This window comes from Paraburkholderia sp. EB58, assembly GCF_050436665.1.
GTDB lineage: Bacteria > Pseudomonadota > Gammaproteobacteria > Burkholderiales > Burkholderiaceae > Paraburkholderia.
On record NZ_JBNDMQ010000010.1, the window covers coordinates 84,355 to 108,661 of the forward strand.

Below are 24,307 nucleotides of genomic sequence, written 5' to 3' on the forward strand. Positions count from 1 at the left end.
CCTCAGACTTCCGGATTAGGTTCGGGCGGAATGTTTTTGCCCGTGACAGTCATATCGAAGCCACCCTCGAAATCGAAGGTTCGCGCGATCTGCTGGATGTAATAAGCCTGATCGAAGGACGTCTGCGTGCCCTGGATGACGGCCTTTTTGTGTGTCGTCAGTAGCTCGTCGCCCTGCATCGTCGCGTCAAACTCGCGCTCGAATCTGCTGATATCCGCCAGCGTCTGGTTGGCAAGAATCTGCGCCTGCTCCTGCGTCAGGTTCGGCCTGGGAATGATGTACGACAGCGTATTACTGGCGGCTCTCGATGCCGATGAGTTTGCGGTTTTCGTGCCGGAGCGCGTCGCGGTTGCCTTGATGGCTTTTCCGCTTCCCACGTGATGACTCAGCACCGTCACCGTGATGTCTTTGGCCAGTGTCAGCGAGCGGTGCAGTTTGAGGCGCGTCGCGTTCGATTGAATGATGCCGTCCGTCTGCTGCACCGTGATCACGAGCGGATTCGCGTCGTTGTCGGCCTGCGGCGGCCCGAAATACAGCGTGGTTCCGCTCACGTAGCAGTCGAAACCTTCCTGCTGCGCGAGGAAAACGAGCAGATCCCATGTCGGAATATCGCGGGTGATGCTGGCGTACGACTCGTTGTAGTACTGCCCGACCGGCGTCGTGGTGGGCGTCACGTCCGGCGTCAGGCCGAACTGCTGCGCGATCGTGGTTGCAATCCAACTGGACACGTGGTCCGGCCATTTGTTCGTCGTCTTCGTGTCGATCAGTTGCCCCGAGAGGTCGCGACCCGTGATGATCAGCGAGTCCTGACTGAGCGGATCGATACCCACATCGTCGACCACACCGAGAATGATCGATGTCGGGTTACCGGCTGCGGCGCTAACGTCGTCGCCGGTGGCGAGCGAACCATACAGGATCTCGACTTGCACATTCGCCGCATCGGCCCAGTACGACATGCCGTAGCCTTGCGGCTGCCCCCAAGCCTCGAGCGTCACGCTCCACGTGTCCGCCGCGAAGTGCGATTTGCTGGTGACGCTCGCCTTCAGGAAGCTGATCGGTGTGCCATTGACCTTGACGATTCCGCGCGGCCGGCGCGCTGATGAGGTGCGAAGCGTCATTGCGATGCCAGAATGCCGTCGTTAGCCTGCGGGGCGTTATAGGCTGGAATGTCCAGTGTCGAATCCGTCACGATCAGCGGGTCGGTCAGGCCATTCGCGCGCGCGATCAGCGTCCATGCCGTCGCGTCGCCGTAATACTGCGCGGCGAGCCGGTACAGGTCGTCGCCAGGCGAGACCGTGACTGATGTGATTGCCATTAGCTGCCCAGTTGGCCGATGTTGATGGACATGCGCCCGAGGGTGTTCGAGCAATCGACGCTTGCCGCCATCGCACCTGACAGGCCCGCGAGGTTTTGCAGGGACGCGATCATGTCCTGTGGAGGCGTTCCGCTGGCAAAGAGTGCGGGGTTGCCGGCCGCAGTCAGCGTCGTGTCGAGCGTAGTCTGCAGGGACTGTGAAGCGGCGAGCGCCGTTTGCACCTGACCGCCAATGCTCGCCTGAACATCGACAGTGGCGTTCGATATGGACGTGACTGAACTGAGCGCGCTCGTGACGCTGCCCACGGCACTCGAAAGCGCGGCCGCGGCGCTGGAAAGCGAACTCTGCACGGCACCGGTTACCGCCCCGGTGAGGTATGGTGTCAGCGTCGCGACCGAATCGCTGATCGAACCCGTATCCGACGCCGCGGTGAGCGCATCCGAATTCGTCTGGCTGTCAACGTCCGGCGCATCGCTTTGCAGCGGCTGCGTCTCGTCCTGCACGACGGCCAGCGTGATCGTGTAGGGGATCTCCCAGACATGCCGGAAATCCCATTTGAACTCGGCGACAACGACCAGGTACTGATAGGCGCCCCACGTCACGACGACCTGATTGCCCTGCTTGCGCATGACGTCAAGCTGCATGCACCGGTCCTGCGCGTTGCCATCGAGGAACGTGCCCGACCAGGTGATGTCGTCGTCGTCCGGCCCCAGCGTGTCGATGGTGCGCGCGCCGCCCGGGTACTTGTGCTTGAACAGCGCCTGCGCGCCGCCCGCCTTGATGCTTTCCGGGATCTCGAAGTGCTGGAAAGCAACCGAGTCCAGATAGAGGGTGAAGTCGCTCATGAGGAGCCGTAGTCAGGACGAAGCGGTGAGAGGCGCGTGTCGAAGCCGCTAGGCCCGGTTGAGGGGCGCGACGCTTCGCGGTTCAGGTGATCCATCATGAAACTGCCGACGACCTGGCCATCCAGATAGACCTTCAGGCCGCTCAGCTTGTCGGCAAGCATCGAGGCAAGTTGCGCATTCGAGCTCCGGTCGCTTTGCGCAAGCCCGCTCCCGCGCGATGCGTCGGGAATGGCTGATGCGACCGGGCTCGCGGCGCCGGGCGTCGTTGGCTTGTCGACCCCACCGAGCCACGTGGGCAGATGCGACCGGACCACATTGACCAGATTCGAGATCCAGTTGGAGACGGCTGACGTGATGCTCGATAGCCAACCGGTGACAGTGGAAAGGATGCCGCTCCAGCTGATGCCAGCAACGGCCGCGCCGAGTGCCACGATGCCGGCTGAAATTGCCGCTATTGCCGCCACCGCAGCGCCGCCACCTAAAGCTGCAATTGCGCCGACCGCCGCCGCAATAGTCCCCACCACAACCAGAATCGACCCAAACACAACAGCAAACCCCGCGACGGCGGCGGTCGCCATCACGATGGCCTTGGTGGCGTCCGGGTGATTCGTCGCGAATTCCGCAATCGCAGTGAACAACCTGGTGATGCTCTGCATCATCGGGATAACCATCGGCATTGCGACCAGACCGATGGCGGTCATCATACTGGTCTTCTGGGCGTCGTAGGCTCGTTTCAGCGTATCCGGGTCTTGCTGAACAAGTTCCGCGTACCCGCTGCCGGCGTTCGACGCGCGCTTCTGCATTTCAATGTCGCGCCGGATCTGCTGCTGCTGGGTGACCATCAGCCCCGCTTCGCGCTGCGTGGTCTGCCGCCCAAACAGCCGAATGATGTTGTCCGAGATCTGCGTGTTATTGAGTCCCGCCTTTTGCAGTTGGGGGATAAAGACGTTCTCCAGCCAGTCGAGCGCGCCGCCTTGACCCCTGAATACATCTTCGCCCTTGACCGCGCCGGGCTCGAGACGAACGCCTGTGCGCGTCGCAGTAACCTTGTGCGGATCGATGAGGCCGTATTTTTCCCAGTCGGCAATCACGCGTTGCGGCATCACGCCGCCGACGATTTGCTGATTCATCGAGGTCAGCGCAGTACCGGCGCGGTTGCCGCCCATTTCCATGATGAGCGGCGCGTTCTGACTGATGACCTTCGTCGGGTCCATGTTCTTCACGACCGCGCTGGCCTGTTGCGCGAACCCGAGCAACTGGGCTGGCGTGAGCCTGCCGTGGCTCATGATCGTGGCCTGCGTGATCGCGTCAAGCATCTTGGCCGCGCGCTCGGGATCCTGCTGGTGGGTCTGCGGATTAACCGTGCCACCCAACATTTCCACGGCGCGCATCGTCGTGTACGCGAGGCCTTCCGGGGCCTTGCCGCCGTTGACCGATGCCATTACCGCGCTCAGGTGAGCGATCTGCGGCAGGAAGCGGACGGCCTCGCTGATGCCCATATTCACGTCCGGCAGCACCGAACGTAGTTCCCCGATCATCTGCAGGTTGGACGTCGCGGTGGTCGTTGTGACCTCGCGCGACGTTTTCCATGCAGCGGTTGTCGCCTCTGCAACATCCTTTGCGGACATGCCGGCGACTCTCATCAGTTCGAGCTGATGCGTGTATTCGGATGCGTCTTTCGTGGCCTCAGCGAGTACGCCGCCAACCTCCATCCCGAAGTTGCGGATCATGCCGCCAGCGTACATTGCGGCCATCCCATTTATGGCCCAATTACCGCCGCCCGCTCCGCCTGCGCCGGCACCACCAGCACCACCGGGAGCACCTGGCGTGCCACCACCCGCACCGCCGCCGCCAGCACCGCCAGGCGGAGTGCCGCCGGGCACGCCACCATGAGGAACAATGCCCGGGCCACCCGACCCGCCATTGCCACCCTGACCAGGGAGAAAACCGACGTTCTGGCCGCCACCCGAACCACCGCCCGAGCCGCTACCTGCGCCAGGCAGACCCGGGACGAAGCCAGCGCTTCGCCCACCTTCCGCGCCACCGTTAGGAGGCACCCAGTACGGATCAGTGGTGGAGTGGCCACCGATATCGATCATGCGCCGCGGCGCGCTCTCGATGTTGCCCTCGTCGTCAATGCGGCGGGGCTGCTGCGGCAGGAGCACGCCGCTGGTCGGCACGAGACCGCCAACGTTAGGCGCGCGAATAGGCTGCACGGATTGCCGGCTCAGCGCCGACAGTTCCTGATTCAGGTTGCTTGCCGCAGCTGCCGCTCTTGTCGCGTCAGCAGTGAAGTCAGAAAACGCCTTGCCCTGCGTCTCCGCGAACTTGCCAGCGCTGGTAGACGACTTCTCGAAGACGGTGCCCAGCTTGCTGAGATTCTTCGTCAGATTCGTCATTTCGGCGTTGACCTGCCGGCCGATCGAGGCGATCTTTTCCAGGACGGCGGTGAGCTCGTCCTTGACGGTGAGCGTCGAGGCAATGCTGTAGTTGACGGTCATTTTTAAACTGCCTTTCGGAACACGTATTCAACCGTTTCGCCCAACAGATCGCGGCCCATCTGCTCGCTTTCGAACATCGCCGGCCCGATCGCGGGACGCGGCGGGATCTTTTCGGTGCCCATCTCTTGCCAGTACGCGATATCGGATTCGGAGCCCACCGTTAGCGTTTGCTCGTGTCCGCTCTTCTCTACCGAGTGCCCGATACCCTCGCGCAAATCACCTTTGAGGAGCAACGCGGAGTTGACGTCAGCATCCGGCGCCGCATCTCCGCGCTCGATCGTCCTGAAGTGCTCCACCTGAGTGTCGTACGCGAGGTCCTCCCACGCATTGAACTCGCCGGAGGCGTCCTGGATGTGGCCGATCTTTTCCTTGGCGACCTGCTCGACGTGCTTGCCGATCTTCTCGAGGGTCTTGGCCGTTTCCTTCGGCATCGCCTTCGCCACGCGCTCGAGGTGTTTCGCCAGATCGCCGAAGGAATTGAAATCAGGCATCACTTATCCCACTTGCGCTTCACCCAGTTGTACTGGCCGCCGTTGAGTTCGCCCACCATCACGCAAAAAGCCAGCCGCTCCGCTCGATCTAGGCCCAATGCAAAGTCCGGATCGAAGCCGTTCATCATGAGCATCGTCAGCTCACGCAACTCGGCGGAGCCAGCTAGTTTTTTGCGTGTTCGACTTCCTTCGCCGGGGTCGTTGTGCCGTTCAACTCGGCAACTCCCTCGCTCACAGCGGCAAGGCCATCGTCATCAAGCTGGCTGATGAGCGCCTCGATCGCGCGCGGCGTCATCGGAAACTCTTCGGGCTCACCGTTGATCGACGCGACAGACGCCGCGAGGATCACGTAACCGAAATAGGTAGGATTGGCAGCCCCGTCAGCACCTGCGATCTTCGACAGACGCATCTTTTCGAGCGCGTTGAGGCGCCGCACGACAATCTTCCGGCCGCTCTTGTCGGTCACTTCGACCTGATTCTTTGCCGCAGCGACGGCTTGCTTGGGCGCATCGCCGGCTTGGGCCGCGCCAGTGCGCACGTTTTTGAGTTTCGGTTCTGTCATGTCAATTCCTGTCAATTACTGACGATTCCTGTCCGTATTGGACGTAAAAGAGGGTGTCAGGCGTGGCTATGTGCGCCCCGCGTTAAACTGGCGCCGAATTAAGATCTGAAAACAGCGAAGGAGGAGTGTGGTGGCTCTCAGGGAATGTATCGACTGCAGCAGGCAAATCAGCACGGACGCCGCGACCTGTCCAGCATGTGGCGCATATCAGCACCGCAAGGCTGTTCGGAGGGCGTTTTGGGCCTTCATTGGGTTCATCTCGGTGGGCGCGCTCACAGTTTTTGGCTTTCTCATATACGTCCTAATGCACGCATAGAGACGTGCTTACTGCACCTTGATCCGCCGCCCAGACCGCCAACTCACGCGCTCTTCGACCTTCGAATCGCCCTTGCGCGCGCCGATGGTGTCGAACTTGAGCGCACAGCGCGGATAGCGGTACTTCACGACGGTCCCATCGACGTTGGTCGTGGTTTCCGTGATGGAGATGGTGGGCAGCGTATTGCCCGCGTACCGCGCGACTTCCTTGGCGGCAAAGAAGTCATCGAGGATCGAGTCGGCGCGGTCGAAATCTAGCGTGCCCTCCCAACCCTGCTCGATCTCGTCGTAGCGGTTGACGCCGTCGATGGCTGTCGACTTGAGGCTCGCGGTAATCTGCCGAGCCTCGAAGCTGGTTAGGATCGACGACCTCATGATCTGGCCGCTGTTGATGATCGAAATGGTAGTGTCGCTACCTACGTTGAAATCATTGACTGGAGGCATGGCTCAAGCTCCCTGCGATAGGCAATAAAAAAGCCGCCCGAGGCGGCTTGATCTGCGTTGCGGTGGATTACGAAGCGTTGGTGGTCGTGGTGGTCGGCGGAATGACGACGGTGGCGCCGGTCTGCATGTTCACGAGGAACACCGAGGCGATACCGAAGTACTGGATATTCACCTGCGCGACGACCTCGCCGAGTGCGGTCTGGCTTTGCGGATTTTGCGAAGCGGTCGGCCCGAAGATGATCTGGTAAGCCTGGATCACATTGTCTTCGGCCAGGTTCTCAGCCCAGTCGAGCAGCATGTCGTAGCCGTCGGTCCAGAAGTCGGTCGTGATGTCCTGGCCGATCAGCGTGCCAACACCCGTTGGGCCGCCCACGCTGCGCGCGAGGAAGTTGGTCAGCACCGGCCAGTTGTCCGTGTTGCGCGTGGCGTCCGACGACGACGTGCGGCCGATCAGGCTGCCGAAGTACGAGCCGCCCGGGCACGGCGTGCCGATCACGTCGATGCTGTTCGACATCAGGATGCCCAGCTCGTCACTGGCGTACGGGATTCCCGTTTGGCTGCGCTGCGTTGAAACGATGCCGTAGGTCGCGTCGTTCAGGGTCGATTGCTGCGGCTGCAGGGTCGATTGCAGGGCCGCCTCGAATGTCGCCGGCGAGATGAGGCGCAGCTGGCCGTTGTAGTTGTCCATCCAGTAGGCCCAGTCACCGAGCCACCGGCGATACCACACGTTGTTCGTGCCGACTGCCTGCTTGTTCGTCGCGCCTTCCGCCGCTGTTTCTCCCGGTTCACCCGCACCGTGGACAAGAATGCCCTCGGATTGCCCGAGCGCGATCAGGTTGGCTTCCTGGGTGTTGTCGCACAGGTCGGCCACGACACCCACTGCGGCGCCGCTGTTGCGCCACGTGTAGATGCCCGTGCGAGCGCCTGCGGTATCGACGCCCACCAGCACGGAAGACGTGACCGTCGTCGCGCCGTCGGTGCCGCCGCTGAACGTGCCGTTGCTGACGGTCGGCGTCACCGTGCTCGAACCGGCTGTTGCCACGAAGAATTGCGACTTCGGGCGCAGGATCGAATTGCCGTTGTTGACTGCATTGACGGCGTTCGTCCAGAACGCGGCACCGGTCCCGCCGATGTTGTCGTAGACCTCGGACTGGAAGCCGCCGACCTGCAGCGTCAATTTCCACGTCGGCGTGCTGGGCGTCGAGCTCGAGCCCGGAGTGATGTTCCACGTGGCGCCGTTGCCGGTCGTGCCGGTGTACTTGTTGGCCAGCGACATGCCAGTCGTGGCTGCGGTGCCCCCCGACAGGGTTGCGCCGGAGACCGTTTCGACGGTGCCCGTCTTCGCCAGCGTCAGCGAGTTACCGGCGGTGCCCGTCGCTGCCGCGGCGAGATTCAGTTGCGTCGCGCTGGCCGAATACGTGAACTTGACCAGGTTGGTGTCTTCGGAAGCCGACAGGAACGCAACCGCAGCGGCAAGCGTCGCCTGAAGCGTGCCGCCGATCAGGACTTGGTTGCCGGTCGTCAGCGCCGAGACGAACGTCACCGCAGTGCCCCCCAGCGTGATGGTGTCGCCGGGGCTTGGCTGGCCGGAGAATGCAATGGAGCCGGTTGCCGCCGTCGCGGAGACCGGAACCGAGCTGGTTGCCGCCGTATCGGTGCCATCGGTCACGCGGGTGAGCAGCAGGCTACCGGCACCTGCTGCCTGTTGCGCCTGCAGTGCGACCGACGCGTGCGTGACCAGATCGCTATTGCGCACGACCGGGTTGCCGAACAGCGAGAGCGAGTTCGCGCTAGTAGGCGTCGCCTGATTCACTGGCCCGAACGACGCGACGCCGGCGATGGCCATGAGGCCCGTTTGCGCCGGCGTGATGAGTCCCTGGCCCGGCGGCTGGATGTTGATGTACGCCCCGGGCACTGAGAGCGTTGCGGCGTTGAACGCGCCAGTGAAGCTGTATTGTGTACTCACGATTCAGGTCCTCTGCGAGGCGGCAATAAAAAAGCCACCCGAAAAAGGTGGCTGGTGATGTGGCGCGGAGCGTCGTTAGAAGTTGAAGGTGATGCTGGGTGAGCCGCTCTGCTCGGCGCCCGGGTCGACAGCCGAACCGCCATACGCGTTGACGGTCCAGACGATCGCCTGCGGCACCGTCGCGCTCACGGTCGTTGCGTACTCGACCTCGTAGAAAAGGTCGTGGCAGTAAAGGAGCGACTTTTGCGTGATATCAATCGGCGCGTCGTCCTGATAACGGATCCGGGCACCGTAGCCATCCGGCATCGTGATGAAGTGCATGGGCGCGAAGCCCGGCAATATCGCGTCGACGATCTGCGCGCGAGACGTCGGGCTTGCGCACCACACGCGGACCTGAAACCGCTTCCTCTGACGCGACCATTCGGCGGCCACGTTCGATACAGAGCCCGCGCGCGCGACGATGGTCCGCGCGTTCAGAATGCTGATGACGGCGCCCGACGACGTGCACGGCCGGTCGACCACGATCAGCGCGGCCAGCGCCGCGGCGATGCTTGCCAGGGTGTCAGTGGCCTGCACGCCGTACACATACGCAACGTTGTCGACGATGATCGCGACGTTCTGCGGCGTCGAGACCGTGCCTGAGAGCGTCGCCGTGATGCCGGAGACCGCCCAGCTGAGCGTGACCGGCGTCGTGCCGATGCGATGGTTCCGCGTCGGGTACCGGGTTGTGTTCTGGCCGCCTGGCAGGCAGTAGACGGAGACTATGCTCGTCGTCGAGTCGACGCCGTTTTCGAGTTGCTCCGCTATCGGCCAGCCCGCTACGCACGAAACGAGTCCGCCGGTAACCGATGGCTCAGATGTGCCACTCGGATAGACGAACGCGGCCACCTGCTCGGCGATCACGTTCATCACATCAAGGGAACTCGCCATTACACCTCCAGCCGCTCGGCAAGGAGGGCGTATCCGAGCGAATTCCAGTAGGGCGCCAGCACCTGATACCGGACATTCAGGTCATCCGTGATCACGTCCCACGTCTCGATCGTGCCGAGCGCAGCCTTGCTCCGTGGAATCAGGATCGTCCATTGCGACTTCGCCGACGTGTCACCGGGCAACCCCGTATCGGGTCGGCCACGATCCTTCTTTAACTGGATCGACGCGGGCAAATCTGAGGCGATCGGCGTTTCCTGCGATGGCGACAGTCCGCTATAGGACGGGTTGTAACCGGCCTGTACGGCGTTGTTCGGCCGCGTGATCGCAATCGTGCGGGGATAGAGAAAACTCATATCGGCGCCACGTTGCGGTAAGGCTGCAGGGTTTCGGCCATCAGGTCGTCAAACTTGACCGGCCAGTACGTCTCTTTCGTGTCGCCAGCCGCGCGCGAAGACACGCCGATGCGCTGCAGGTAGGCATAACGTTCCGCGACCAGTTCAATCGCGACCTGCTGGATATCCGCCGGCGTGAAGCTGTAACTGATCAGCACACCTGCGCTGGCGTCCGCTGCGGCGAACACATAGTTGCCATCGACGTCTGTCGGCGCGACGTATTGACCTTGCGCTGGCGTGCCGGTGACCTTCGCCAGTGGCGCGCCGTTCGCATAGGTCACACCTGCATCCGCCGCGAACTGCTGGTTGAGCGACGTTGTCGGGATCTGGTACTGCGCCGCGCTCGGGACCGTCTGCGCTTCGCCAGTGACCAGATAGCCTGCCGTGTACACGTGCGTGATGTTCTGCGCACCGCGGCGCAGATAGCCACTCACGAATGACAGGATCGACGGTGCACCCGGCAGTTCCCCGTCCCATGTCGCAACGCGCCAGCCGTATTGCGCAGGCGGAGGCGACGCCGGAACAGGGGTGCTCTCGATCGTCAGCGACGTGTACGACGTGACGGGCCATTGGCGCAGCATCATGGAGCTTTGGCCGGTACCGTCGCGCACCTCGGTGTATGTCTTTGAGACGAGAGATGCCCGGTTGAGATACCCGAGCACCGCGCGGCTCGCCGCTGAAATGAGGCGCCGCACCATCGCCTGGTCTGACGTCTGCACGGCGCTGTCGCCACCCTGCAGATAGGCCGTGACGTTTCCGAGCGTGGTGAGGTCGCCTAGCATGTCAACCCTTCTTCTTTGCCGGCGTGGTGCCGGTAGTGTTTTGCGGCTCCGCAGCCGGATCGAGCGGCTCGACTGGCTCGACCGGATCAACCGGTTCGACGACCGCGACGGGCGCGGTACGCTTGAAGCCCACGGCCAGCAGATGGACGTCGAACTGATCGGGCACGGCGAACACGCCGTTGACTACTTCGAATTCCTGCTGCTGGGTGGACACGCTTGTAGCGCCTTCCGGCGCCTTGAATGTGGACATCTCTGACTCCTTTTGATCGGCGCGCCGTCGCTAAACAGCGCGCCATCTGCATCGTCGGCTTGCCGCTTAGATCGTCGGCGTACCGTTCGGCGTGTTCAGGTTCGTGATGGCCGCGAAACCCGGGGTGAAGTAGTTCGCAAACACTTCATCCACATACACGCCGTACTCGTACCGGCGGCTCTGCAGCGGCCACTGGATCTGGTAGTAGTCCTGCCGCACGCGCGCTTCGAGGATGTTCGCGACACCCGAGAGTTCGTACGGCACGCGGTCCGACCAGAAGATGACCGTGCCAGGCGGGACGAACGGGTGAATGTCGATATCGAGTGTGTTGCCGAAGAACTTGTTCAGGTACGACGTCACGCGACGGCCCGCGACGATGCGGCCGGTCTGCGCTTCGGCGTCGAACAGGATCTTGAACTGCGACGCAGCGCCTTCGCCGAAGAACGAGCCCATGAAGGCCGAGATATCGCGCGAGGACATCAGGATGCGGCTGTAGCCGACCTTGTACTGGTCGTACGCCGCTTCGAGAATCGCGTCGAACTCGGCGATGTTCGTGCCGCTGATCGTCAGGCCCGTGTTGCCGGTGGGCGAGTAGTAGATCAGCGAGCCGCCGTTCGACACGCTGACGTTGTTCGGCAACGTCGGATTCGTGCCCATGCTGGTGCTGTACGCCGTGCCGTACGGATTGCCGTAGATCTGGCTCAGGATGCCGTCGGGCAGCAGGGTGTTGGTCGAGTTGTCCTGATAGCTGCCGCCGACCTGCAGGGCCGTGACGGGCTGCGCGGTGCTGGCGGGCACAGAGGCGATGATTGCCTGATTGCCGCGCGTGAGGCCTGCCAGCTTTTCCGTGCCGGTTGCGGTCGACGCGTACCACGCGTAAGCGACAGCGCCGGGCACAATGGCCACACTGGCGGTCACGACCTGACCGGAAGTGACCGCAACGCTGGCTTCTGCCGAAGGTGCGGCCGAACCACCGCCGAACGTGTCGACGCTGCCGTCGGCGTTGTTCTTGGTGATCTGTGCCGGCACGCCGCCAGTCTGCGTCGTGCTGTTGTACGGCGTGGTTTGCAGGAAGCCGAAGCCTGAAAGCGCAACGGCGCGCACATACAGATTGCCGGTCGGGATCGTGCCGGTCGTGCCGCTGGCAACCAGCGTCGGCGTCGGCGTCGTGCCCAGTGCCGTGTTGGCGTTGCCCAGCAGCAGGGTCTGTTCTTCGCCGATCATGGTCGAGCGCAGGGTCGACTGGACCGCGATGCCGAGCGCTTCCGGCTCCAGGTTCTTCGAACCCAGGCGCGCTTCGAACGTGGCGCTCGATTCCAGGCCGAGCGTCTTGTACGTCGCCATCTGGTCCTGTTCGGACACCGCGATGCGCGCGCCGCGGTTACCTTCGGAAACGCCGAGCGCGACGTTATTCACGTTCACGCCGGTGATGCGCTTCCAGTGGAATGCATTGCCGCCGTCAGCGGGCGTGCGCGGCAGGCGCGAGATCAGCGGAATCAGTTCCTTGAACGGGTAGAGCATCTGCACCACAGGGCGCAGGTCGTACCAGAGCAGGTTGGTTGCGTTCGAGATCGTGTCGGCCTTGGCCAGGTGGCCAAGCTTGTCACCAAGACCCTTCATGAACTCATCGTTCTTCAACAATGCGTTCAGGAAGTCGTTCTGCGTCATACCCATGATTTTTTTGCTCCGTGTGGCAATGCCTCACCGGAGGCCCGGTTTTGGCGAAGAAGACGCCCGCTCGGGGCGCTGGTGATAAAAGCAAAGAGGGCGTCCGAAGACGCCCTCTTGGGAGTTGGAGACCGGACTACCGTTTGGCGCCGGCTTGCCCGTTAAAGCTGGGGTCCAGCAGCGATTTACCGAACATCGCCGGGTTGCCGATCATGTTGCCGATCGCCTTGCCTGCTGCGTTGTTGCGGGAGTCTTCGTCGTTCGGATCGAAGTTGACGCCCTTCATCAGCGCGGCGGTCTTGTCGTCGACCGTTTCGCCGAAGGCCGGGAATGCGCCCTTGCTGACGAAGCGCGACGGCTGCGCGGTGGTGGCGGGCATCTTTTCCAGCGCCTCGACCTTGCCGCGCAGGTATGCGGCGTCGGTCAGCGCCTTGATCAGCTCGTCGTTCGAGCCCGCGGCCTTGCCGGCGTAGGGCTGCGTGGCGTCGTAGTCAGGCACGAAACCCTCAGTCAGACGCGCGAGGTCGAGGTCGGTGAATTCGCCTTCCGGTACCTTCGTGCCGGGTGCCGGGCTATTGGCTTGCGTGCCGCCACCCTGGCCGCCATGATCGGCAGCATTGCCGCCCGCCGAATGTGCGCGCTCGAGCGCGCTGTGCGCGAGTTCGTGGTGATCAGCCATTTCAGTCAGGTGACCGTGCGCCTTGGCGATGAGCTTCGCGGCCGTGCCGTGATCGAACTCGCTCTTGCCGTCAGCCTTCGCGGCCTTGTGGTGCTCGACGTGCAGGCCCGCGAGCTTCGCCATTGCGGACATGCAGTCCTTCTGGCAGCCCATCGCTTTCGCGAGGTGGCCCTTGGCCTTTTCGATATTCGCCTTGCCGCTGGCGCGCTTCTGCAGTTCTTCTTCGGGGGTCATCTTTGATGCTCCGTTAAGGGTTAGACCATAGAGTTGAGCGAAGACAATGTCGTCCGCGTCGGTCAACGCGGTGGCTTCAGCGCCCTCGTGCTCCGCAATCTGGCCCATTACGGAGGCCAGCTTCGAGGCGACGTCACCAAGGTCTCTAGCAATGGCGTCGTCCCCTGCATCGTTTTCGACCTGCCCCTCGCGGAGGCGGTCACGTTGTGCGTCACGGATGCCTTCGAACGCACTGGCAAGCGGGTAGAGCAGGCGCAGCGACTTTTCCAGCTCGTCGTGTGCGGCCTTCGTGCTGCTGCCCCAGTCTTCGGGTAGCAGGTGGGTCAGGTCGAGCGATTTGGCGCGCGCCTCGATGTGCGCCTTGGCTTCTCCCTTATCCTTGGCGCGGCCGTAGGCATCGATCGCGTTCTTCAGATCCCCTTCGCTTTCGATTGGGAATGAACCGTCAGGCAGCGCGGCACCCGTCGATGCATCGTGCTGGCGCTCCGCACTCGAGAACTCGCGCTTTTCAACGTCAGGCGCCGGACGGCTAAAACCATCGCGCGCATAGTCGTCGGCGCTCTTGCCGAACAGCTTGCGCAGCAGCTTGCCGAGCAGGCCGATTTCCTGTTCGTCGATCGTCACGGCTGGTGCTTTAGGCGTCACCTCGGCGGGCGCCTGCGTCTTGAACAGGCGGTCTTCAGTGATGCCGTTGGCCTTGATCACCGTGAAATGCGCAGTGGGCACGCACGGGTTATCAACAAGGCTGACTTCGGACGGCACGGCGGTAAAGCGCGTGAATTTCGGCTGCGTCGGGTCGTCCCAGCGCTTCTTGTACTGGCCGCCGACAGAGAATCCGGTGTACACGCCTTCCTTGACCTTCTGCCACTCCTCGTCGTCGATGATCTTCGCGCACGTTTCAATGCGCCGGTCAGCGTCAATGAACTGCAGGTCGATCATCTTGCCGGCCGCTTTCGGTCCGTGCATCACGCGGATGTTGCCGAGGCTCTTGCCGTCGGTGGCCTTCGAGATCTCGTCGGACCACTGCTGGAAATACGGCTTCGACGACGCGTAATCGAGGATCTCATCGTCCTTGTCAGGGACTTCCTCAGTCACCACGCCATAGACAAGCCGGTTCTCTTCGTCGATCTTGCGGATCGGAACGAAGACGTTGATCGTGTCACTCATTGGATTTACCTTGCGGTTTGCCGGCGGGTTCCGGTGGGTTGGCTGCCTGATCGGCCAGCGCCTCGCCGGTGGCGATCGAGTCCTCGAGGCGGAACACGCCCTTGCTCGTGGTCACGGTCAGGTCGTCGCCGCCATTCATCGGCGGCAGATTGTCTTCCTTGCGTGCCTCGTTACGGGTCATCAGGCCAGCGTCGACCTTCATCACGTGCGTCTCAGCCTGCAGCTTCGGATCGACCTGTCGCGCGCTCTTGATCGCGAACTCCATGTCGTCATAGCCGAAACGATCCTGGATGATCTCGTTCATCACCTCTTCGGTGAACCACTGATTCAGCGGCTGCAACGCAACTTCCTCGGAAGCCTCGTCGGCGGTCTCCGCGGTCGAGCGGTTCATCATGCGAATGAACGGCTCAGGCGACTCCGAGAACGCGAAGCAGCAGATACGCGCGACCCATTCGTCGATCTCGCACTTCAACGACTCGCCGTTGGCATTCTTGATGTCGTACGGCTTCATGCCGCCCGGCACAAAGCGCACCTTCGATTTGTCGTGCTGGTTGCCGGCGAGCAGGGCGTCGAAGAACCCCTGAAAGTTGGCGATCTGCTGCGGCGTCCATGCTTCGGGCACACCGATGATCGTCTCCGGCATCGACCCTTCGGTGTAGAAGTTGTTCTGGTACACCGTGCGCCGGATGCCCAGCAGAATCTCTTGCTGGACCTGCTCCACCGGCGAATAGCCGTAGATCGGCATCTGCGGGCGCGGGCGCATCGGCGCGTAGATCATCTCGCGCTCGTTGAGGTTGACCATAGGCAACCCCTTAACGCGCTGCTGAAACGCGGGCTGCGGGTAGTCCGGCCGGCGCCCCAGATCGTCGATCAGCGGGAAGATGCTGTCGCCCTGGAGAATCTCGGCACGCAGCGGCTTACCGCCGCGGGTCTGCGGCAGGAAGATAGACGGCGCGTCGATCACCAGCAGGTCCTCGAGCAGCAGACGCGCCCACTTGCTGAAACGGTTTTTCCCGTCCGGCTTGCGGAAGAACTTGTTCAACTCGTCGATGCGCGGGTCGTGCACACCTTCCTTGCCGATTAGGCGAATCTCCCACGGCTGGCGCAGGAACCGATCCTTGCGGCGCTCGATGAGCCCGCGCAGGATGCCCCACGTCGACATCGCCTGAAGCGCACCGAATAGCTGGATGCGGGCCGGGACGTACTGGAGGTTATAGCCAACCTCGTAGTCGAATTCCCTGGGACTATCGACGTATGGCGGCCCGAATGGCGTGATCGGCTGGAACGGGCTGAACCAGTTGAGATTGATGTCGACATCATTAATCTCATTGGGCGGCTGGATCGGGCGCAGGTTTGCATACTGCGATCGCGATTCAGTGGCCACCGGGATCGAACCGGGCGCACCGACGCGTCCCGGCTGACCAAAATTGGCGTTCACTGGACCTGACAGTGAGCCAGGCGTCACTGCCGGGCCCTTCGTCAGGTTGCGATGTTTGCTCTTGCGCATGGATGTCCTATCTGCATTCGGGGTGCCACGCGCTCACGCCGTCGCTTATCTTGGTATCACCGAGCGGGTGCCCGCAACGCGCGCACATCAGCGAGACTCCGGTGTATCGGTTCGTGGTGCTCAGATACGCGTCGAGCGCTTCGTTCGGCTCGGGCTCTTCAGCCGCAGGTTTGTGCCACGGCAGCGCGGGCGCCTTCGGTGCGTCCGGCGACTTCTGCGCGCGTTGCTCCATCAGCTTCGCGTAATGGCGCGTCATTGCCTCGCCGCTGTAGCCGGTGCTGAGCATGCGGTGCGCACCGGCCAGGCTGTCCGCGTCGTCGTCGTGCGCGGCTTCGGGGAAGGCTTCGAGCGACGAGAACCACACGTCATTCCACGTCCCGCGCAGCACCTTCACGTTGCCGGCCTTCGCCTGAGCGCTGACAGGACCAAAGCGCACCACCTTGTCGCCCGTCTCGCGCTCCGACCAGCTGTCGTAACCGTCGAGCAGCTTCGCGGTGTGTTGCGCCTGAAACTTGCCGGCCTGCCCGGGATCCTGCGCACTGCCTACGCGCACGGATGAGCCGTCAGCCGACGCGGTGTTCTTGAGGGCTTTCTCGACCTCGAACGGGCCAACACGCATGCGCTCAACGTGCATCACGTAATAGATGCCGTGCTCGGCGTCATAGCCCAGCTTCGTGCCAACGGTCCAGTCCGGGTCGTTGTGCTCCTTCTTCTCCGTGGCCGCCCGGTCCCAGTAGCGCACGACAGAGAGCCCCGCAGGCACCGCGTCGACCACTTCGCACCATGAGCGCTGGAAGTACATGCCGGCAGCGGGCCGGATCTTCCAGTTGCCGCCGAGCAGGCGTTCGCGCTCGACGGTAGGCAACGACAGCAGGTTAGCGAGATAGCTGGGGTCCGCATGCATCAGCGCGCGGTTATCGGTCAGCTTCGAGGGAATGAACGTAACCGACTTGATCAGGTCGCTCAGTTCCGTGCCTTCCGGCAACTCATCCATCTGCGGCAGATGGTGGGTTAGCTCATCGGCCGTGTCCGCCCAGATCAGCGCATCGTTCACGCGCACGAAATAGCGCAGCGCGCCGGAGCGCTCGGGGATCGGCAGACCCGTGTCCTGGTCAATCCACCACGCAATGAACTCGGCGACCCAGCTATCCGCGTCCGGGTTGCATGTCGCGCGAATGTACGGCTTGACGCCGCTCATCGAGCGGTTGCGCGACAGCATGTAGAAGAACTGCGCGCGCGTGAAGTGCGTCAGTTCATCGAACGCGATCAGCGGGATCTGCGACCCCTGCCAATCGAGAACCGTGTCCTCATTCGTCAGGTGCGCGAACCGCACGCGTGCGCCAGCTTTGAATGTCCACTGAAGCGGGTTCTTTACCGAGTCGGTGCCGCGTATGGCTCGGTACAGCTTCCCGGCCTCATCCCACAAGCCGCCCGGGTTCGTTACCTGCGTCAGGTTGCGCCGGAAGATAACCGCGTCAAAGTCGCCGTTGCCTATGTGACGAAGCGGCTCGAGCAGGATCGACCAGGTTTTCCCGCCGCCGGCACTACCCCCATAGATGGCGATATCCGCGGGCGTTGATAGGAAGGCTGTCTGAGGCCCAGCTTGCGGCCTGATAGCCATTTATCCGCGTCCGTTGTTCGGTAACTCATAGATGGCGACGCCGGAGCCCGTATCAGGATCCGCGCCGCGGCGATTGAGCTCGTCAACCGTGTCTTTGTTCGCGCGCAGCAGATTTAGTCCGATCTCGCTCGATGTGTTCGCCATCTTCTGGAGCGTCACAGCGAGGCCTAACTCGGCCATGCTCGCCATCGGATTCACATCGTCAACCTTCTCGAGCTGCTGGTTGGCGAGGATCGAGAGGCGATGCGAAGAAGCTGCGCTGTGTTCAGCCGCCGATGCGAGATGCTCGCTGATGTTGGTCAGCTTGCGAGCCAGATCATTCACGATCTGCTGGCGCGATATCGGAAGTTCGGCGATCTTTTCGGAAATATCCTTGACTCGCTTATCGGCCTCAACTTTCTCGCGAGCCAGATCCGATAAGGGTTTCTCTGCTTTCGGCCGTTCGGATCTATTCGGATATATTTTCTTCCGAATCGTGCCTTCATTAACTCCGAACTCTTTTGCGAGGGAGTTGATTGACTCACCATCGACCAGATGTCGCCGTTCAATCTCAGCCCATTGTTCGGGCGTCAAAACTGATTTGCGGCCCATGATCCATCTCTACAGTGCGTCCGCCAACCGCTGCTTCAGCAGATAGCCTTCGAGCGGCCAAACCTTCGCGCGGGCATTCTCACGCGCGATCTTGCGGCCGATCTCGGCGTTGAAGTTCTCAGGCGACGCGCACGCGCTCTCGCCGGTCACGGTGAAGCCGTTGCGCAGCGTGAGGACGCAGAACGTCAGAAGGCCGTGAGCCTGCATGGCGACTAGCGGGCGCTCTTGGGGCGAGACATCCTGACCGATCGACGCCTCATATGCCGTGAAGTACAACTCGTCGATGATTAGTGCATCGATGCTGGCGGGTGTGACGCGCGGCGCATTCAGCCCCTTGTCCTGAATCTCTTTCTCAATGGCTGCTTAGCTCATTACAATTACCTTTTGGTTGGAGGTTAAAGGGTTGTGGGCCGCCGCTCAGCGCTTGGGCGCAGCTTTGTCCGGGCCGTTGAATTCCGAGTTGTCGACGACGACCCGCTCTTTCGCCGGGACCATGACGCATCGTTGCGTATCGAACCAGTTCGAGTCGCGGAGTTTTCCGCTCTCGTCGACGCTCGGCACCAACAGAAGTTGATCGCAACCGGTGATGTACTCGACGTGGCCAGTTGCGACGCCTTCGAAGCCCGTCACGGAATCGCGGAAGGTGAAACCCAGTAGAGACTTGCTCATGCGCTTTTACCTTTTGGTTGAGGTTGAATGGTTGCCAGCCGCCCAGCGCCGCTTGAAACCGGCATTGCGCCGGGAAAGGAGGTGGGCTTCCAAAACTGTCGGCTGGCTGCCGCGGTTGTCCGCACTCACGGCTTGCGGGATGAAAGCAATGTTTGTCAACTAAGTTATTTCGCCGGAAATTTCACGACGCCAACTACTTGGAACACGGTTGCCGGTTTTCTTCTAGGATGAATACTCCACACACAAAAGGAGTTGTCATGACCCAGCAAATTCAGGACATCTGGAAACGCTTCGACGATCTAATCGCCAAGGGAGGGAATCTGGACACAAAACTCATCATCGAGGCGCTGAAGCTGCACGCCGAACTGATGAATCTAAGGCTTGGAGGTCTGCCCCACGAGACAGCAGCGATTATGCAACGCCAGAAGCCGTAATAAAAAAGCCCGCGATGGCCGAAGCCATGCGGGCGAATCCAGCGCGAGGATCGCTGGAGGAGACAGGGTGGTTGCGGAAGGGAGGACTTGAACCTCCAACCTCCGGGTTATGAGCCCGGCGCGCTGCCAATTGCGCCACCCCGCAACAGGGAAACTATTTCGCGGACCGCTCTTCGTCGAGTTGCCCCTGATCCATATCGGCGATCGAAATGATGAAGCCGCCCGGCACCAGCGCGTTTGCCTCGATCTTGGCGGCCAGCACGTCACGTGCCCATGCAAGCGCCTTCGTGTTGTGCTGCCGACAGGTGCCAGCGCCAGCGAACTGAAATCCGTCGACCGTGATCTCAACCCCACGCGAGGTGTGATCGATCGTGATTCGGCCGAATTCCTCCAGATCGGAGTAATCGATGTCCGTTGGCTTGAGGATCATTCCGTGCATGCGTCTTTCCAATATGAAGAGAGCCACGCACCCCGACAAGTCGTATGGCGGCAGCCTGTTTGACCCGGTGGGGCGCTCTTCGGGGTGCGTGCCCTCACGTATTGCGCCCAGCAGCCCCAGGTTAATGCCGCTCCGGAACGACCCCTCAGCAGATTAAGCTGAGCGCAATGCGCGAGGGTGCTCCCGCCGTCCGGATCTACTCTGCGCAGCCAACCTGCGCGTGACGGCGAAAGCGGGACATCAGTCGATTGCGCTGTACTTGCGCTCGAATACATCCTTTGGATTCACATAGACGTAGAAATCTTCCTGCGTAACCACATAATCGCCAATGACGGGTTTGTAGCGCGAGAGCATCACGTTGGTCAGATGCTGCGCGGAGAACTGGCCATTGCCCTCATCCAGGCGCACGTCCATCGAATAATCGTCCCGCTCTTCCAACTCGACGATCCGTTTCGCATTGACGCGAACAGGATTAGCTTGATGCGTGAATTTCATAGATCACAACTCCAATAGCCAGTCGGCCCATTCCGTAAGCAGCGTTCCGCAAGCAAGGTGCCAAAGCGCCGCCAGGGCGAGACCGCCTGCGAATGCTTCAGCGATGTCATCCACGGTGGTTACTCGGCCGGCGTCATGTCGAAGTAGTACGACTTTCCAAGCTCGAATTGAGCGAGCGCGACGGGGTTCGTGCACAGCATCTCGAACTGACCGGTCGGTGTAGCTTCCTGAAAGCGTTGATCTTCAGGAATCGACGGATCGTAATCGGCGGTGAATTTCAGCGTCTTCGCGGGTGCCTTAGTCCACGGCCAGTGATGTTCGGTGATATCGCTGAGACGAAACTTTGCTCGGACGGTCATGCTTTCCTCCATCAAAGGGCGTAAACGGAAAAGCCCCGCCGGGTGAGGGCGGGGCTTGGAGACAATTTCGACGTGTATCGAGTAAGGCCGATTTTTACCGGTTTTTCCGGAAAATTCAAGAAAAATCATGCGGTGGCCGCAATTTCCCGTTTGATGAGGCCGATCTCGTCGAGACGCTGCTCGACTATCTCCCAGATCCCGGCGCGGATGCCTTTCTCGTCGGTCTTCTTGTTCCCATCGATCCACCGCCGCACGGATGCGTGATGGTTGCTGACCGTCTTGACGGCGGCGTCGCAATCCTTCGCCACATCCTCAAGCGAGCGTTTCACCCCAAAGACCTTTTCAACGATAGCCCACCGAACGCGATAGTGAGAGAAGCCGTCGCAGTACGCGCGCGAGATTTCGGTCAGGTAGGTGATGGCCGCGTTCCATTCCGGGTTAGGCGTGCGCCCGGAACAGCAGGCCCGGCTACAGTCGCACGGCACATCCGGCAATGCCGCTCCAGCGACGACGACGGCGAGCTGCAGGTCGGACAGTTCCCACAGCTCTCGCCGGATGATGCCCGCCTGCCCGGCGCCGTCCAATCCAACCAGTCCCATTCCTGTGCCGGTTGACTCACCGCGCAATCGCTTTGCCATCGGCGTCTCGCCATACTGTTGCGACGAATAGCAAAGAGCGAACCGCACTGCATCAAAGGCTGATTTAAATTCGATCGCGTCCATTAGTAGTCCTTTCGGGTAGAATATGGGCGCTTTGACTTTTTAGCCGCCTTATTGGCGGCTTCTTTTTCGCTGTACTTCAAACACCGTTCCGACTCATATAGGTCGGTCACTGCCTTTCTCATTGCTTTCCTGCAAACGAATTTCTCAAAGCCCGGCGTGCGGTCCTGATCGTTGAACCGGCAGCCGTGGCAGCATTCGCGCTGCTTGCGTTGCAGGACGATCACCGGGTCATCAGCTGCGGGCCAATTGGCGCTCAAGACACCTCCCAGAGCAGCTTCTGCCCGCGCAGCGTGGCGTCGGTATCAATGCGCGGCCGCGCCGGCGTGTTCCAGTTGCCGCCGCCGCGCTCGCCGATGAGCCGCCAACCGGCACCGCGCAAACTCGCGCCGCCCTCAGCTGGCAGCGTGTACGTGATGAGGCGGCGATAGCCCATTGCGCTTACGGCGCGCCAAGCTGCGCGATACAACATCGAGCACGCGTTCCGGGTGCCGTCGGTGCAGCAACGGTTCACTTCAAGCGTCCATCCGTCGTCATTGCCGCGCGCAACAGGCCTGCCAACGATTGCCACACCACAGATCACCGGATCGTCGACCTCAGGCGCGTAGTAGCGCGCGGCCGCGATGCTGAACTTGTGTCCGACGACCGGCGCGTGATGGCGGTGGTGCTCGGCTACAAAGGCATTCGCCTCGGCGAGGCTGATCGGGACGATTTGCAAGCTCATTAGTGCCCACAGTGATTGACGTCCGCCGGCGACCCGCAAGCCAGACACGTGCGCGCCGTCGTATCGGGATAGAACGCGATACACGCCTCATTCGCACCGGTCGTCTGGAATCGCGTGCCGTTGCTGTTGAGGCAGTCGTCGGTGAAGCGGTCGAAGTATTCGCAGTCGCCACAGGTTTTGGTGTCTTGGTTCACGCTTCGCTCCAATCGATCTTCTGTTGCACCGCCGAAATGGTCCCCAGCGTCGCTAGGTTGATGAAGGTGAAATAGCCGTCCCGCAGCCAGCCGCCGGTGTCGATGTGATAGACGTTCCCGAGCACGGCGGGGCGCTTGAGTGGCGTATGGCCGACGATCACGGCACGCACATCAGGGATGCCGGTTTGGTCTTCGGACTGAATCCGCTCGCGTGACCACATCGCCGCGTCCGTGATGCGCCCGTGCATGCCCTTGGAGACACCTGGATCTTCAAGCGATACAACAAAATCGCGCCACGTTGGAAACGGGCAATCGGCGTGCACGATGCCCACCGGCCCAGTCTCGGTCTCAACCTGATTGGCAACCGGCAGGGCCCCGAACGCATCGCTAAACTGCCGCTGCACATCCGGCGTATTGGCGACGTTCCATGCGCCGCCGTTGGCCGTGTAGTTGACCGCGTCCATGTTGCCGTTCGGCCACCGGACCGCCATGTCTTCGTGGTTACCCTGCACGGCGTGGAACCAGGGCTTGTTGATCCAGTCGAGCGCGAGGTGCGACTCGGGACCGCGGTCAACCAGATCGCCCACACTAAACAGGCGGTCCGTCGACTCATCGAAGCCGATCTCTACGAGCGCGGCGGCGAGGCGCGAGAAATGGCCGTGGATGTCGCCGACGGCGAAGTCGCGGCCCACTGTGTTTCGGGCGAAGCGTTTGACGAACGTGTTCAAGCTGCCTCCAGTTGGTTGACCTCAATTCCCAATTTCCGCGCCCGCACCGGCTCCCACTCGGCATACGCCGCATCCCACGCCGCAAACTTCTGCTCGCGCGTCGCCTTACCCTGGTCGGTCCATTGATGGCACGCGAAACACATTGGCACGGTAAAGATGTGATCTGCCTTGCGGCCCATCGACTTACCGTGTTTGGCCTGGTTGCTGTGCGCCGGGACTACGCTTTCGGTATCACCCCAGCACACGCCGACGATGCGCGCGTAGCACGGCTCACCACGACATGCCGCCAGATACTTCGATCCCTCGGCGACGGTGGGTTTCTTCGTGCGCGATTTGATCGCCGTGCGGCGCAACGTTGTCGCGCGGTCGGCGAGCGCGAAGGGCTTGGGTGAGCCTTTTCGGGAGAAGCCGGTACGCTTCAGGGGGTGCGGAGCGCTTCATGACTCGGATCCCCCCAATTCAGCGCCGCGAAATGCTTCAGCCACGGCATCAGCGGTAGTGCGATCGCGGTACGTGCGCCAATAGCCGTCGTACAGGTAACCGCCGTCCGGATGGTTGACGCGGATATACCAAAGGCCGTCGGTATCTTCCAGCTTGACCCAGATAAGATGGCCGCGCCAATATCCGCAGACCTCGCAAAAGTCATCGACAGTCAGCTTTCCGGTGGCGCGCAGGCGTTGGATTGGAGTGCGCTTCATTCGCCAAACTCCCCGAGAATCGCTTCGATCATCCGTTCACCACCAGCGGCATCGAGGTGCGGCCACAGGTATCTCGTCGCGTGCTCCGTGCGCAGGAACGCAATCGCGTCATCGTGAAACTGGCGCATCGCGTCTTCGTCGCACTTCTTGAAGCTGATCGAGCGTGGCACCGGCACGACGCCACCTTTCGGCCCGGCCATCCAGTCGACGAAGCCCGCGCCGATCTTCAGCCACGTGCGGAACTGTTCGAAGCTGCGAATCCGCTCCTGAGATTTGAAGACCGATGTCTCGAGCACCATGTGCCGACGATGGAATCCGCCGTGCCTGGCCGTCCACGTCTCGATGCTGAATATCTCGCCGGCGCCCGCGCGCGTGATCCATTGCCAGAAGCGACGCCATGACTTCTGATCGGTCTCTGCTAGGCCGTCGATCATCTCGAACAATGCGAGGCGCAACGTCGCGCGCTGCTCGTCGTTGAGCTGTAGGTCGGTGCGCTTCACGAGGGTGATTTCGCTCATGCCTTCGCCTTCGGTGTTGTAGTCAGTGCCTTCACGCTGCCCGTCTTCACCCAGCGCGCAATGCCAAGCT

General features: G+C 61.8%; 32 protein-coding genes and 1 tRNA gene. 1 reads left to right on the forward strand and 32 read right to left on the reverse strand.

Annotation, left to right across the window (positions count from 1 at the left end):
• Nucleotides 1–2: 2 nt before the first annotated feature.
• From P3T40_RS16665 to P3T40_RS16760, 20 genes are all read right to left on the reverse strand, one after another.
• Entirely contained in the window at nucleotides 3–1,118 is a 1,116-nt protein-coding gene (locus tag P3T40_RS16665; protein ID WP_429268823.1) for a hypothetical protein, read from the reverse strand.
• On the reverse strand, nucleotides 1,115–1,315 hold the full coding sequence (locus P3T40_RS16670; RefSeq protein ID WP_429268824.1) for a LysM peptidoglycan-binding domain-containing protein: 201 nt from the start codon (nucleotides 1,313–1,315) through the stop codon (nucleotides 1,115–1,117). Before P3T40_RS16670 ends, P3T40_RS16665 begins: the two co-directional genes overlap by 4 nt.
• Nucleotides 1,315–2,160: a hypothetical protein gene (locus P3T40_RS16675; protein WP_429268825.1), complete on the reverse strand. Its 846-nt coding sequence runs from the start codon at nucleotides 2,158–2,160 to the stop codon at nucleotides 1,315–1,317. Before P3T40_RS16675 ends, P3T40_RS16670 begins: the two co-directional genes overlap by 1 nt.
• Nucleotides 2,157–4,661, reverse strand: coding sequence for a hypothetical protein (locus P3T40_RS16680; protein WP_429268826.1), 2,505 nt, complete (start codon nucleotides 4,659–4,661; stop codon nucleotides 2,157–2,159). The genes P3T40_RS16675 and P3T40_RS16680 overlap by 4 nt, the downstream gene beginning before the upstream one ends.
• A gap of 2 nt (nucleotides 4,662–4,663) precedes the next feature.
• Entirely contained in the window at nucleotides 4,664–5,152 is a 489-nt protein-coding gene (locus tag P3T40_RS16685) for a hypothetical protein (RefSeq protein WP_429268827.1), read from the reverse strand.
• Entirely contained in the window at nucleotides 5,152–5,277 is a 126-nt protein-coding gene (locus P3T40_RS16690; RefSeq protein ID WP_429268828.1) for a hypothetical protein, read from the reverse strand. The genes P3T40_RS16685 and P3T40_RS16690 overlap by 1 nt, the downstream gene beginning before the upstream one ends.
• Before the next feature lie 38 nt (nucleotides 5,278–5,315).
• Complete coding sequence (locus P3T40_RS16695) at nucleotides 5,316–5,714, reverse strand: hypothetical protein (protein ID WP_429268829.1); 399 nt, start codon at nucleotides 5,712–5,714, stop codon at nucleotides 5,316–5,318.
• A 324-nt stretch (nucleotides 5,715–6,038) separates the two neighbouring features.
• The gene (locus tag P3T40_RS16700) at nucleotides 6,039–6,473 is read right to left on the reverse strand and encodes a hypothetical protein (protein WP_429268830.1); all 435 of its coding nucleotides are present in this window, start codon (nucleotides 6,471–6,473) and stop codon (nucleotides 6,039–6,041) included.
• 67 nt (nucleotides 6,474–6,540) lie between these two features.
• Nucleotides 6,541–8,439 carry a hypothetical protein gene (locus P3T40_RS16705; protein WP_429268831.1) on the reverse strand — a complete coding sequence of 633 codons (1,899 nt, stop codon included), beginning with the start codon at nucleotides 8,437–8,439 and terminating at the stop codon, nucleotides 6,541–6,543.
• A 75-nt stretch (nucleotides 8,440–8,514) separates the two neighbouring features.
• A complete protein-coding gene (locus P3T40_RS16710; RefSeq protein ID WP_429268832.1) occupies nucleotides 8,515–9,369 on the reverse strand; it encodes a hypothetical protein in 855 nt (284 codons plus the stop codon).
• Entirely contained in the window at nucleotides 9,369–9,722 is a 354-nt protein-coding gene (locus P3T40_RS16715) for a hypothetical protein (RefSeq protein ID WP_429268833.1), read from the reverse strand. Before P3T40_RS16715 ends, P3T40_RS16710 begins: the two co-directional genes overlap by 1 nt.
• Nucleotides 9,719–10,543: a hypothetical protein gene (locus P3T40_RS16720; RefSeq protein WP_429268834.1), complete on the reverse strand. Its 825-nt coding sequence runs from the start codon at nucleotides 10,541–10,543 to the stop codon at nucleotides 9,719–9,721. Before P3T40_RS16720 ends, P3T40_RS16715 begins: the two co-directional genes overlap by 4 nt.
• Nucleotide 10,544: 1 nt before the next feature.
• Nucleotides 10,545–10,793, reverse strand: coding sequence for a hypothetical protein (locus P3T40_RS16725; RefSeq protein ID WP_429268835.1), 249 nt, complete (start codon nucleotides 10,791–10,793; stop codon nucleotides 10,545–10,547).
• Between the two features lie 66 nt (nucleotides 10,794–10,859).
• On the reverse strand, nucleotides 10,860–12,467 hold the full coding sequence (locus tag P3T40_RS16730; RefSeq protein ID WP_429268836.1) for a hypothetical protein: 1,608 nt from the start codon (nucleotides 12,465–12,467) through the stop codon (nucleotides 10,860–10,862).
• A gap of 130 nt (nucleotides 12,468–12,597) precedes the next feature.
• Nucleotides 12,598–14,541, reverse strand: a complete 1,944-nt coding sequence (locus P3T40_RS16735; protein WP_429268837.1) for a hypothetical protein — start codon at nucleotides 14,539–14,541, stop codon at nucleotides 12,598–12,600.
• Nucleotides 14,534–16,048, reverse strand: coding sequence for a phage portal protein (locus tag P3T40_RS16740; RefSeq protein ID WP_429268838.1), 1,515 nt, complete (start codon nucleotides 16,046–16,048; stop codon nucleotides 14,534–14,536). Before P3T40_RS16740 ends, P3T40_RS16735 begins: the two co-directional genes overlap by 8 nt.
• A 7-nt stretch (nucleotides 16,049–16,055) precedes the next feature.
• On the reverse strand, nucleotides 16,056–17,669 hold the full coding sequence (gene terL, locus P3T40_RS16745; RefSeq protein WP_429268839.1) for a phage terminase large subunit: 1,614 nt from the start codon (nucleotides 17,667–17,669) through the stop codon (nucleotides 16,056–16,058).
• Nucleotides 17,670–18,260 (reverse strand): helix-turn-helix domain-containing protein, encoded by a 591-nt coding sequence (locus P3T40_RS16750; RefSeq protein WP_429268840.1) that lies wholly within the window; start codon nucleotides 18,258–18,260, stop codon nucleotides 17,670–17,672.
• 9 nt (nucleotides 18,261–18,269) lie between these two features.
• Nucleotides 18,270–18,617, reverse strand: coding sequence for a Gp49 family protein (locus P3T40_RS16755; RefSeq protein ID WP_429269016.1), 348 nt, complete (start codon nucleotides 18,615–18,617; stop codon nucleotides 18,270–18,272).
• 60 nt (nucleotides 18,618–18,677) lie between these two features.
• Nucleotides 18,678–18,929, reverse strand: coding sequence for a hypothetical protein (locus P3T40_RS16760; protein ID WP_429268841.1), 252 nt, complete (start codon nucleotides 18,927–18,929; stop codon nucleotides 18,678–18,680).
• Nucleotides 18,930–19,186: 257 nt separating this feature from the next.
• On the opposite strand from P3T40_RS16760, the gene P3T40_RS16765 reads away from it, so the two are divergent.
• Nucleotides 19,187–19,363, forward strand: coding sequence for a hypothetical protein (locus P3T40_RS16765; RefSeq protein WP_429268842.1), 177 nt, complete (start codon nucleotides 19,187–19,189; stop codon nucleotides 19,361–19,363).
• 68 nt (nucleotides 19,364–19,431) lie between these two features.
• Here the strand turns inward: P3T40_RS16765 and P3T40_RS16770 are convergent.
• The 12 genes from P3T40_RS16770 to P3T40_RS16825 form a co-directional block, all read right to left on the reverse strand.
• A tRNA-Met gene (locus P3T40_RS16770) sits at nucleotides 19,432–19,508 on the reverse strand.
• A 9-nt stretch (nucleotides 19,509–19,517) separates the two neighbouring features.
• The gene (locus P3T40_RS16775; protein WP_429268843.1) at nucleotides 19,518–19,802 is read right to left on the reverse strand and encodes a phage capsid protein; all 285 of its coding nucleotides are present in this window, start codon (nucleotides 19,800–19,802) and stop codon (nucleotides 19,518–19,520) included.
• A 240-nt stretch (nucleotides 19,803–20,042) separates the two neighbouring features.
• Nucleotides 20,043–20,297 carry a hypothetical protein gene (locus P3T40_RS16780; protein WP_429268844.1) on the reverse strand — a complete coding sequence of 85 codons (255 nt, stop codon included), beginning with the start codon at nucleotides 20,295–20,297 and terminating at the stop codon, nucleotides 20,043–20,045.
• Between the two features lie 119 nt (nucleotides 20,298–20,416).
• Entirely contained in the window at nucleotides 20,417–20,656 is a 240-nt protein-coding gene (locus P3T40_RS16785; RefSeq protein ID WP_429268845.1) for a hypothetical protein, read from the reverse strand.
• 125 nt (nucleotides 20,657–20,781) lie between these two features.
• The gene (locus tag P3T40_RS16790; RefSeq protein WP_429268846.1) at nucleotides 20,782–21,378 is read right to left on the reverse strand and encodes a DNA-binding protein; all 597 of its coding nucleotides are present in this window, start codon (nucleotides 21,376–21,378) and stop codon (nucleotides 20,782–20,784) included.
• Nucleotides 21,378–21,635 carry a hypothetical protein gene (locus tag P3T40_RS16795; protein WP_429268847.1) on the reverse strand — a complete coding sequence of 86 codons (258 nt, stop codon included), beginning with the start codon at nucleotides 21,633–21,635 and terminating at the stop codon, nucleotides 21,378–21,380. The genes P3T40_RS16790 and P3T40_RS16795 overlap by 1 nt, the downstream gene beginning before the upstream one ends.
• Complete coding sequence (locus tag P3T40_RS16800) at nucleotides 21,632–22,099, reverse strand: XF1762 family protein (protein WP_429268848.1); 468 nt, start codon at nucleotides 22,097–22,099, stop codon at nucleotides 21,632–21,634. Before P3T40_RS16800 ends, P3T40_RS16795 begins: the two co-directional genes overlap by 4 nt.
• Nucleotides 22,099–22,293: a hypothetical protein gene (locus tag P3T40_RS16805; protein WP_429268849.1), complete on the reverse strand. Its 195-nt coding sequence runs from the start codon at nucleotides 22,291–22,293 to the stop codon at nucleotides 22,099–22,101. Before P3T40_RS16805 ends, P3T40_RS16800 begins: the two co-directional genes overlap by 1 nt.
• Complete coding sequence (locus P3T40_RS16810) at nucleotides 22,290–23,021, reverse strand: metallophosphoesterase (RefSeq protein WP_429268850.1); 732 nt, start codon at nucleotides 23,019–23,021, stop codon at nucleotides 22,290–22,292. Before P3T40_RS16810 ends, P3T40_RS16805 begins: the two co-directional genes overlap by 4 nt.
• Nucleotides 23,018–23,443 carry a nuclease domain-containing protein gene (locus P3T40_RS16815; RefSeq protein ID WP_429269017.1) on the reverse strand — a complete coding sequence of 142 codons (426 nt, stop codon included), beginning with the start codon at nucleotides 23,441–23,443 and terminating at the stop codon, nucleotides 23,018–23,020. The genes P3T40_RS16810 and P3T40_RS16815 overlap by 4 nt, the downstream gene beginning before the upstream one ends.
• A gap of 15 nt (nucleotides 23,444–23,458) precedes the next feature.
• Nucleotides 23,459–23,719 (reverse strand): hypothetical protein, encoded by a 261-nt coding sequence (locus tag P3T40_RS16820; protein ID WP_429268851.1) that lies wholly within the window; start codon nucleotides 23,717–23,719, stop codon nucleotides 23,459–23,461.
• A complete protein-coding gene (locus P3T40_RS16825) occupies nucleotides 23,716–24,237 on the reverse strand; it encodes a DUF1367 family protein (RefSeq protein ID WP_429268852.1) in 522 nt (173 codons plus the stop codon). Before P3T40_RS16825 ends, P3T40_RS16820 begins: the two co-directional genes overlap by 4 nt.
• Between the last annotated feature and the right edge of the window lie 70 nt (nucleotides 24,238–24,307).

What these genes read in the sequence shown, in the direction of transcription:
- P3T40_RS16665 (WP_429268823.1), bottom strand. Translation starts at nt 1,118, where the DNA reads ATGACGCTTCGCACCTCATCAGCGCGCCGGCCGCGCGGAATCGTCAAG.
- P3T40_RS16670 (WP_429268824.1), bottom strand. Translation starts at nt 1,315, where the DNA reads ATGGCAATCACATCAGTCACGGTCTCGCCTGGCGACGACCTGTACCGG.
- P3T40_RS16675 (WP_429268825.1), bottom strand. Translation starts at nt 2,160, where the DNA reads ATGAGCGACTTCACCCTCTATCTGGACTCGGTTGCTTTCCAGCACTTC.
- P3T40_RS16680 (WP_429268826.1), bottom strand. Translation starts at nt 4,661, where the DNA reads ATGACCGTCAACTACAGCATTGCCTCGACGCTCACCGTCAAGGACGAG.
- P3T40_RS16685 (WP_429268827.1), bottom strand. Translation starts at nt 5,152, where the DNA reads ATGCCTGATTTCAATTCCTTCGGCGATCTGGCGAAACACCTCGAGCGC.
- P3T40_RS16690 (WP_429268828.1), bottom strand. Translation starts at nt 5,277, where the DNA reads ATGAACGGCTTCGATCCGGACTTTGCATTGGGCCTAGATCGAGCGGAG.
- P3T40_RS16695 (WP_429268829.1), bottom strand. Translation starts at nt 5,714, where the DNA reads ATGACAGAACCGAAACTCAAAAACGTGCGCACTGGCGCGGCCCAAGCC.
- P3T40_RS16700 (WP_429268830.1), bottom strand. Translation starts at nt 6,473, where the DNA reads ATGCCTCCAGTCAATGATTTCAACGTAGGTAGCGACACTACCATTTCG.
- P3T40_RS16710 (WP_429268832.1), bottom strand. Translation starts at nt 9,369, where the DNA reads ATGGCGAGTTCCCTTGATGTGATGAACGTGATCGCCGAGCAGGTGGCC.
- P3T40_RS16715 (WP_429268833.1), bottom strand. Translation starts at nt 9,722, where the DNA reads ATGAGTTTTCTCTATCCCCGCACGATTGCGATCACGCGGCCGAACAAC.
- P3T40_RS16720 (WP_429268834.1), bottom strand. Translation starts at nt 10,543, where the DNA reads ATGCTAGGCGACCTCACCACGCTCGGAAACGTCACGGCCTATCTGCAG.
- P3T40_RS16725 (WP_429268835.1), bottom strand. Translation starts at nt 10,793, where the DNA reads ATGTCCACATTCAAGGCGCCGGAAGGCGCTACAAGCGTGTCCACCCAG.
- P3T40_RS16730 (WP_429268836.1), bottom strand. Translation starts at nt 12,467, where the DNA reads ATGGGTATGACGCAGAACGACTTCCTGAACGCATTGTTGAAGAACGAT.
- P3T40_RS16735 (WP_429268837.1), bottom strand. Translation starts at nt 14,541, where the DNA reads ATGAGTGACACGATCAACGTCTTCGTTCCGATCCGCAAGATCGACGAA.
- P3T40_RS16740 (WP_429268838.1), bottom strand. Translation starts at nt 16,048, where the DNA reads ATGCGCAAGAGCAAACATCGCAACCTGACGAAGGGCCCGGCAGTGACG.
- terL (WP_429268839.1), bottom strand. Translation starts at nt 17,669, where the DNA reads ATGGCTATCAGGCCGCAAGCTGGGCCTCAGACAGCCTTCCTATCAACG.
- P3T40_RS16750 (WP_429268840.1), bottom strand. Translation starts at nt 18,260, where the DNA reads ATGGGCCGCAAATCAGTTTTGACGCCCGAACAATGGGCTGAGATTGAA.
- P3T40_RS16760 (WP_429268841.1), bottom strand. Translation starts at nt 18,929, where the DNA reads ATGAGCAAGTCTCTACTGGGTTTCACCTTCCGCGATTCCGTGACGGGC.
- P3T40_RS16765 (WP_429268842.1), top strand. Translation starts at nt 19,187, where the DNA reads ATGACCCAGCAAATTCAGGACATCTGGAAACGCTTCGACGATCTAATC.
- P3T40_RS16775 (WP_429268843.1), bottom strand. Translation starts at nt 19,802, where the DNA reads ATGCACGGAATGATCCTCAAGCCAACGGACATCGATTACTCCGATCTG.
- P3T40_RS16780 (WP_429268844.1), bottom strand. Translation starts at nt 20,297, where the DNA reads ATGAAATTCACGCATCAAGCTAATCCTGTTCGCGTCAATGCGAAACGG.
- P3T40_RS16785 (WP_429268845.1), bottom strand. Translation starts at nt 20,656, where the DNA reads ATGACCGTCCGAGCAAAGTTTCGTCTCAGCGATATCACCGAACATCAC.
- P3T40_RS16790 (WP_429268846.1), bottom strand. Translation starts at nt 21,378, where the DNA reads ATGGACGCGATCGAATTTAAATCAGCCTTTGATGCAGTGCGGTTCGCT.
- P3T40_RS16800 (WP_429268848.1), bottom strand. Translation starts at nt 22,099, where the DNA reads ATGAGCTTGCAAATCGTCCCGATCAGCCTCGCCGAGGCGAATGCCTTT.
- P3T40_RS16820 (WP_429268851.1), bottom strand. Translation starts at nt 23,719, where the DNA reads ATGAAGCGCACTCCAATCCAACGCCTGCGCGCCACCGGAAAGCTGACT.
- P3T40_RS16825 (WP_429268852.1), bottom strand. Translation starts at nt 24,237, where the DNA reads ATGAGCGAAATCACCCTCGTGAAGCGCACCGACCTACAGCTCAACGAC.